This window comes from Pseudomonas sp. MF6396, from assembly GCF_002018915.1.
Classification (GTDB): Bacteria; Pseudomonadota; Gammaproteobacteria; order Pseudomonadales; family Pseudomonadaceae; genus Aquipseudomonas; species Aquipseudomonas palmensis.
The window spans coordinates 1-7485 of record NZ_MVOK01000057.1; the positions used below are offsets into that span (position 1 = coordinate 1).

At 52.6% G+C, this 7485-nt stretch carries 10 protein-coding genes; 7 read left to right on the plus strand and 3 right to left on the minus strand.

The window, feature by feature from the left end; genetic code table 11:
- Nucleotides 1-130: 130 nt before the first annotated feature.
- Nucleotides 131-598, minus strand: coding sequence for a hypothetical protein (locus tag MF6396_RS27495; RefSeq protein ID WP_064492163.1), 468 nt, complete (start codon nt 596-598; stop codon nt 131-133).
- Between the two features lie 133 nt (nt 599-731).
- Here MF6396_RS27495 and MF6396_RS27500 point away from each other — a divergent pair, with 133 nt between their 5' ends.
- From MF6396_RS27500 to MF6396_RS27520, 6 genes are all read left to right on the plus strand, one after another.
- On the plus strand, nt 732-1448 hold the full coding sequence (locus MF6396_RS27500; RefSeq protein ID WP_177346361.1) for a hypothetical protein: 717 nt from the start codon (nt 732-734) through the stop codon (nt 1446-1448).
- A 234-nt stretch (nt 1449-1682) separates the two neighbouring features.
- A complete protein-coding gene (locus tag MF6396_RS27505) occupies nt 1683-2684 on the plus strand; it encodes a lambda-exonuclease family protein (protein WP_064492164.1) in 1002 nt (333 codons plus the stop codon).
- 91 nt (nt 2685-2775) lie between these two features.
- Nucleotides 2776-3321 (plus strand): hypothetical protein, encoded by a 546-nt coding sequence (locus tag MF6396_RS27510; RefSeq protein WP_078481999.1) that lies wholly within the window; start codon nt 2776-2778, stop codon nt 3319-3321.
- A 253-nt stretch (nt 3322-3574) separates the two neighbouring features.
- Nucleotides 3575-3859, plus strand: coding sequence for a hypothetical protein (locus tag MF6396_RS28625; RefSeq protein ID WP_135001454.1), 285 nt, complete (start codon nt 3575-3577; stop codon nt 3857-3859).
- 167 nt (nt 3860-4026) lie between these two features.
- Entirely contained in the window at nt 4027-4311 is a 285-nt protein-coding gene (locus tag MF6396_RS27515; protein ID WP_064492165.1) for a hypothetical protein, read from the plus strand.
- Nucleotides 4312-4334: 23 nt separating this feature from the next.
- Nucleotides 4335-5504, plus strand: a complete 1170-nt coding sequence (locus MF6396_RS27520) for a hypothetical protein (RefSeq protein ID WP_064492166.1) — start codon at nt 4335-4337, stop codon at nt 5502-5504.
- An 81-nt stretch (nt 5505-5585) separates the two neighbouring features.
- Here MF6396_RS27520 and MF6396_RS27525 read toward each other — a convergent pair whose 3' ends face one another.
- Nucleotides 5586-5954 carry a histone-like nucleoid-structuring protein, MvaT/MvaU family gene (locus MF6396_RS27525; protein WP_064492167.1) on the minus strand — a complete coding sequence of 123 codons (369 nt, stop codon included), beginning with the start codon at nt 5952-5954 and terminating at the stop codon, nt 5586-5588.
- Between the two features lie 110 nt (nt 5955-6064).
- Between MF6396_RS27525 and MF6396_RS27530 the strand changes: the two genes are divergently transcribed.
- On the plus strand, nt 6065-6388 hold the full coding sequence (locus MF6396_RS27530) for a hypothetical protein (protein WP_061305785.1): 324 nt from the start codon (nt 6065-6067) through the stop codon (nt 6386-6388).
- A gap of 37 nt (nt 6389-6425) precedes the next feature.
- Here MF6396_RS27530 and MF6396_RS27535 read toward each other — a convergent pair whose 3' ends face one another.
- A complete protein-coding gene (locus MF6396_RS27535) occupies nt 6426-7043 on the minus strand; it encodes a hypothetical protein (protein WP_064492168.1) in 618 nt (205 codons plus the stop codon).
- Between the last annotated feature and the right edge of the window lie 442 nt (nt 7044-7485).

Here is a 7485-nt window from a genome sequence, read left to right on the forward strand (position 1 = left end):
GAAGCAGCATTTTAAGTAATGCGGCTCTGCGTTCAGGTGAATAGTACGGCACGACCAGTCTCTTTCCGCCCCCGATATGCTTTTTTAGGAAAAATCGGAGAGGCGACAACTATCCTGACACCGGGGGGCTCTACCCTAGCGGCAATGGCACCATTTCTTCGCTATTAGCTCTGAGATACCAATCTGAAAGGTAAGGGTTAGTACCAGCTGCATAACGCTTCGCAATTCTCGGATGCGATCTCACCCAGGCTTTCAATCCCTCCCAAGCTTTGCTGCGATAAAAAAGCGTTCGACTGTCCCAGCCCCCGTGGTCCAGCAACTTGATCCCGAACTCCTCCGATAAGGCACGGGCATCGTCAATAGTGAACCCCCTGAGAAATACCCGAGCCTCACTGCGATATTTGACGATGTACCACCCAAACTCCTCGCATCTGTCTCTAGTAGGATCGAGCTCAACAATGTTGCACACCCCAAGGTGCACTCCATCATGGACGGCTGACCGTGGGGTGATTAATGAAATCCAGGGACCTTCGTAAATCATTGAGGCCTCGAAAAGCTGACCCCTGATGGTGGCGCTGTGGAAGACGTTATTGTTCATGGCCGACCTCTCCGCACTACCTGATATTTTAGCCGATCTCCCTTCTGCAGCTCGTTGAGACGACTAGCGGTGCAGCGATTCGCAACTAACGCAGATGGCTTTTTGCGCCCCCGGCAGCACCGGCCCCATCTGCATGAGCATTTTGCCACTAGCCTCCATGGCCACCCATCAGTATTATAGTTACATGTTATTCAAACCTCCTGAGGCTCACGTGATCAATAAAGCAATCGCCGCATTAGCTGCCACCTGCGTCATCATCGCCTTACCTGGTTGTGCAGCGAAGCCAATCACCGTTGAGAAAGGCCCGGTGCGCGTTCAAGCAGCACAGATCAACGGGCGCTTGGTGGAGGGTGTGCCTGTCAAGGCCGTGACCGAGGACGCCGCCCTTGGCGACATGACTGCGTACGTGAATGACGCTCTCAAGAAAGCTGGCTACAACCAGACTCCGGGTGATGCCAAGGTCACGTACACAATCAGCGAGGTCTATGCGGGCCCGGCCTCACAGTACAAGGAAGCTCACACAGCAGTGGGCAACGCTGTGGCCACGGGCGCCTCTCTGGCTGTATCCCTCGCGACCTGCTCACTACTGAACAATTGCACCGACTCTGGGATGGTTGGGAACAACGTCGCCTCAGGCCTAACCGCAGCATCCGATGCAGCACAGACCACCAACGGCCAGAACGTCGACAAACTCGCGGGGACGAACCTGGTGATTCACACGGTTTGCTTAACAGGCCGGGGTTGCGCCAGTTCAGCTGCAGCGACTTCAGATCCATCGATCTCGCTGAATGATCTCCGGATGCAGAACGCCATGCTTGGCCTTCCCCGCACGATGAGAATCGGCGAGTAACACCAGTGCTGTGTGCGACCGGCAGCCAAACAGCCGGTCGTTTTTTTTTGGGTTAGCGCCCATCGTCATCCCCTTCTCTTCTGCTTTACCTTTGCCTTCTGCTTTACCTTTGCCTTCCCCTTCCTCCCAGAAACGCCAGTCCATGGCATCCAGTTTCAGCTAGAGCGTTATGCATCTCCATTTATCAGGCCTTCCACCGTACCGGTGCAGGTCACTTTTAGAGGAGATCGCGATATGGCAATGCGCATCATCACGGGACCAGCTGCTCAGCAAAACTCCGCCGCTTGGTTCGCATGGCGTAGTGAAGGAATCGGAGCTAGCGAGGCGCCCCAGATCATGGGCACGTCAAAATTCCGCAGTTCTTATGAGCTTTTCAGACTCAGGCTAGGCATCGGGCCTCCGCCGCCGCCGAACCCCTATGTCGATCGGATTCGGGCCAGGGGTCATCAGCTGGAACCCATAGCAAGGGCTGCATATGAGAGGCACACCGGTACCATGGTCACGCCCATTATTGCCGAGAGTGACTCGATCCCATTTATCCGGGCATCGCTAGACGGCTACGATCCTTTCCTCGGCGTTCCAGTCGAGATCAAATGTCCAGGAGACACAGCTCATGGTCTTGCGCTCAAGGGCATCGTCCCACCGGAGTATGTGGACCAGGTTCAGCACCAGATCTTTGTTGCTGAAGCCAGCTTCGCCCACTACTACTCATTCGATGGGTCTAAAGGCGTGCTGCTCAAAGTCCCGCGGAACCAGAAGCGGATCGATCAAATACTTAAAGGCGAGCTCGACTTCTGGCACCGGCTCCAAACAGGCAAATGGAGTACAGATGAATGGGAAGCCGCAGCGGCCGCTTGGCGGCAGTCAAACCGGCAATTTCAGGAAGCCACAGCGCGAGAGGAAGCAGCCCGAGCTGTGCTGCTCTCTCAGATGCCGCCAGGCCGCAAGCGACATGAAAGTGAAGGTGTCTCTGTTCACCTTTCCACACGTAAAGGACCTGTCGACTGGCGTGCCTTGCTCAAAGCACACGGCGTAGACCTGACTGAAAGCCAAATCGATGTCTACAGGAAACCTTCTGTAGAACATGTGACTGTTCGAGATCAGCTTAATGCACCCCTGACTATGCCTACCTTACCGGCGGCGCCGTTGCCTCAATCGGTATCCCCCACCGTGCAAACTGGACAACCAGCGCCTAAACCAGCGGCACAAGCCTTGAGGAAGGAATTCATCTTCTAACGCCACACCCCCCGGAAACGGGGGTTTTTTTTGCCTGTTTTGCACGGGCGTGTGCGGCATCCCCTCTCATAAAGCGAACCTGGGAGACCGAATGAAACGTATCAATAAGCATGTATCCGCGTGGCTTGCAGTAATTTGTATTTACACCGCGTTGGTGGCGGCTACGGGTGCATCGCATAAGCTAGCGCTATTCACATTGACGATTCTTATATGTGTACCAGTGATTGCTTGGTGGAAAACAGGAAGCTTCACATATTGGCCAGTTATTCATACCAAAAGTGACAATACTTCTTTTAAACCACAACGGACATACGAGCACGAACGCACAGGACAGACTCAACGCAAGCGGGATACGCCAAAGGCATATGACCTTAGCGACATACCGCACCCGCCAATAAGGAGAAACGATGCACATCTCAAGAACCTTCCACAAGGAAACGGTATCACTCCACCAAGCAATAAACAGCGGCCAAAAACCGTGCAATGCGCACTCGTAGCCAAAAGGGTCAAGCAACCGATCCTGGAAAATGTAGCCCCTACAATTGGATCCGTGGGTGACCTATTCGAGGATCAAACCCGCATAGTAGACACGCCAGAAGACATCCTCGTTGTTCCTGATGGAGACGTCTTTCTTTAACTGCATCACATACACCAGCGCCTTATTCAAGGTGCTGGTTTTTTTATTCATCAAATGGATTACACTTTCACAATTCCAACCCCTACCGACATTTTTGCATACGAAAAATCGTGCATACCAAATTTTGCACGCATTAAAGTGTACTTTTCAGGGAACTTTTCTGGCGCCGATTTGTTGACCCTTATAACAACACGTCCCTATAATTTGTCCCGCACCGCCAATCAACGGACTAGATAGGAATTAGGGACACAGCATGTCTTTCAGCTTTGACACATACCAGGGAGCTACGGAAATCGGTCTTTCGTCGCTGGGTTGCCTCTCAACCGATGGCAAACCGCATTGCCCACGATTCAATAAAAGCTGCTCCAACAAATGCGCATCCAAGTGCATGCTCAAAGCAATGACAGACTTCCCAGAAGCCAAGACTGAAATTCTCCTGGCTGGCGTCGTTATCGCGTCAACATTTGCATCAGATATGACTGAGGTTCACGCCGCATTGTCCGGCTTCGAGCGGGCAATCCAGGCGACCTGCATCTGATCACTCGCCCCTGCATCACCAATCACATGCCTGCGTAATGCACAGTACAACGATTTGAAACGACCCAGTCTTCCACTTACGCGTTATGGATTTGATTGACGTTCTCTGTCACGTACGTATAATCAATAAAAGCGGCCTTATGCGGTCGCTACCAGAGGTAATGCTTCATGATCCACGAGTACTCCCCAATCGAAATCGGCCTGGACGCCCTTGGTGTGGAGCCTGGTCAGAACCCCAGCACAGTGTTTGGGGTGGATGATCTAAGCCAAGCGGACCAGATCCGAAAAGTAGGTGAGCGGATCGAGCACGCGATGAGTGCCTACCCTGAGATCAAGACTGAGATCTTGGCCGCCGGCATCAATGTCCTCCTCGAAGTGTCCAGTTCGCTGGCGCTATTCAGGAGTGTCGCTCTCCCTCAACTGGACCGATCTGTGGATACCGTGGCTGCGTAGGTTTGATAATCAACGAGCCCTTTATGGCAGTAGAAAAGATTGATGCCCTGGAGCAAGAGACTGCTTCAGGGCTTGTGCAAGACACCGACATCGAGTTACTCCCCTCCTCCAAGCCTTCCGGCCCCCCCTCGACCTTTGAAAAGCTGTGCGGGACTTACATCTCGAACAAGGACCGCTCACGCACGTTTGTGAACCGTCTGGCCTTCGAGATGGATCGCGATGAGCGCGTTCGCAAAATCTGTAGGGTCAAGCTCCGTCAAAACAAGTGCGAACTCAGCGACTTTGAAGAGGTCCTGCAAAGGACGCTGGAAGTCTTCTTCGGCTCAATGCTGGCTAAGATTGAAGATCAGGATGCCGTCTATGCGGTTGTGTACGCTGTGGCGCACAACGTCAGCCGAGAAGTCCTAAGAGATCGCCAGAAGCTGATGATCAATCATCGCTCTATCGAGGATATGCAAGAGAAGGGTGAGGAACTGGAGCAGGTCGGTCTAGCCGACCAGGTAGAAGTAGACCACGATCGAGATATCGATACAGAAGCTGCCACCATTAAAATGGCCGCAGCACTTAAACGGGTGATCAACGGAGAACAAACAGTGGCCAGTTCCGGCATCTATGCCATGGATCAAGATCCAATGGTGCGCCTCGTACAACCTCAGCCTACGGACGACCAAGAAAACGATACGGACACTTCATCGCGAACCAAGCCAGGTGATGCTGGTGTGAAGCGTCCCCGCGGCGGAAGCCGGGCCGAGCTTTCGGTTGATCAGCAAGAACTGGTGAAGATCGGCTCTGACCTGGGCCTACGCAATCAAGACTATGCCTTTGCCCTGGGCATTGGTCTCCCTCGACTCTCCTCCTACATCTATGGCCGGACTGCGTCGGTGCCCACGGAGGTAATGGAAAAGGCTCGGGGTCTTCTGGCAGAGGAGCCGCACCGGAGAGAACGCCTTTTGCGTTTCGACCGGGACATGAACGTCATCTTGGCTGAATGGATGAATCGCCTCGCCATCGATGCCGAGAAAGACGAAGACATGGCCACCATACTTGGGGTGACCAAAATGACGATCTACCGGTGGCGTAACAACGAGACCAAACCCGATGCAACGGCCCTGGCTCGTTATGAGCAGCGGATCGACTACGAGATCCGTATGAGAAAAGCTGTAGAGCAGCGGCTTCAAGCAGAGCGCTCTTAAATATGAACCCGCATTTATGCGGGTTTTTTTGGCGAAAAAAAACCGGCTGCAGAAGCCGGTTTTGTGAAGAGCTAATGGGACTTAGCTTTTCCAGGATTCGACGACGTCACCACCATACTGAGTTTTCCACTCTTTCAGCTGGCGGTGATTGCCGCCTTTGGTCTCGATGGTCTCACCGGTGTGGGGATTTCTGTAGACCTTGACCTCACGTGGCTTACGCTGCTGACGATCGCCTTCTGGCCGTGCATTGATTTTGCGCAGACTTGAAGCCGGGTCGAGAATGGCGATGATCTTGCCCAAATTCACGCCGTACTCTTCCATCAGGCTTTTGAGCTTTTCTTCAAACTCAATCTCACGTTGCAGACCTGAATCATTTTTCAGCGCTTCCAAAGCAGAAAGTTGCTCTTGCAGTGCTTTCTCTGCAGCACGAAATTCAGCCAACTTGCTCATGCATAATCCTCATGGTGTACAATTTAGCAAACAAGCATCTATAACTAATTTGCATTAAAATTACTATACCCTAGGTGCTGTTTATTTTCTACTGACTCGACGGAAATTCTATGATTTGCAACGCTGATGAGTACGCAGAAAGCGGCCGCCACCACCACATTGCAACACTGCTAGCCGGCCGTAACTTCGAAGGCGTCTACTTGATTTCAGAACCACCCAAGACCGCATCCATTGAGGGGGAGGCTTGGTTGAGCTTCATTGCATCCGACCTCACCGGCAGCATCAGCTGCATCGTTGATCCAGCAAGGGCAGGCTGGTTAGAGGGAGACTGCTTTACGAGCATTCGGGTGCTTCTGAAAGGCCAAGTAGTTCACTTCCAGGCCGAGGTGCATGCGCGCATCACCGAGCTACACCAACTGAAAATGCAGTGGTAAAAAAAAGACCTTCTGGAGGGTATCCAGAAGGTCTTTTTTACACCAAGGCCCGAATGCAGGCCTTGCTCAATGCAACACGGGTGATGCTCGCCATCGTCAGTACCTGATAAGCGGCAACAGCCCTCCCCTCCCCCAGCGCCACGGTGGCCAGCGTCAGCAGAGCATCTGCCGGCACGAGTGCAAACTCAGCGGAACTGGAATCTTCGAAATCAAGGGTGATTTCCTCATCATCTGCCACCCGATCGCCGGAGCATAGCCCGTCAAACGCATGAGGGGCCTCGGATAGGATGAGGTCGAAGAACTCAACGTAAGCGCGCAACTCGCTGGTGGAACCAGCTGAAAACGTGCGGCCATTATTGAGGGAATTTTGAACGGTGTGAATCACATACTCGACAGCCTCTACTTCGCTGAGGAGGTCCTGCTTGGCCGACAGTAGCGAGTCCTGTACAGATGACCCAGTGGCAGCATCTGTCAGCCCGGTGACATCCAGGTCACCACCCAGATCGCTATAGCGACACTGGGCGAGCACCTTGATCTGGGCTACGTAGGAAGAATCGGCTTGGACCTCTTCCGCGAACGGCTCCCCATTGGGGAACAGTCCGGAAATCAGCAGGGAACGAGTTTGCGCTTGATTATGTTGTGGGTACGAAATCATGTGGGTCTCCTGAAAGAGTGTGCTGTTGAGGCTTTTCGCCTAACTGCCTTGCCTCAGGGGATGTGTCACATGCGTGTGTAAGATGAAATCACGAACCAATAACGAAAAATTCTATCAAAATTTAATCAATACAGATGACGTACATCTCCGCGTTACGGATTGCTGAAATTACTTTTTTTTGGCCATTTGACACTATCGGCGCAGGTTTCCAATTCTTGAATCATTAATGACCGTGCCTGTTCAAGACGTTACAATTTGAATTTCTACCTACGGATAGATGGCTCAAAATTTCACTGAGACTTTTTATGAAAGCCCTAGGGAAATCCTGAAAAAGACTTCCTGATTTGGCAAAATCCCCGGACACCAATCGCCGAGCTTTTCGATGATGAAACAAATGACCTTCGCCGATGCCGAGTACGCCGGTAAGCGCAAGCAGACCCGC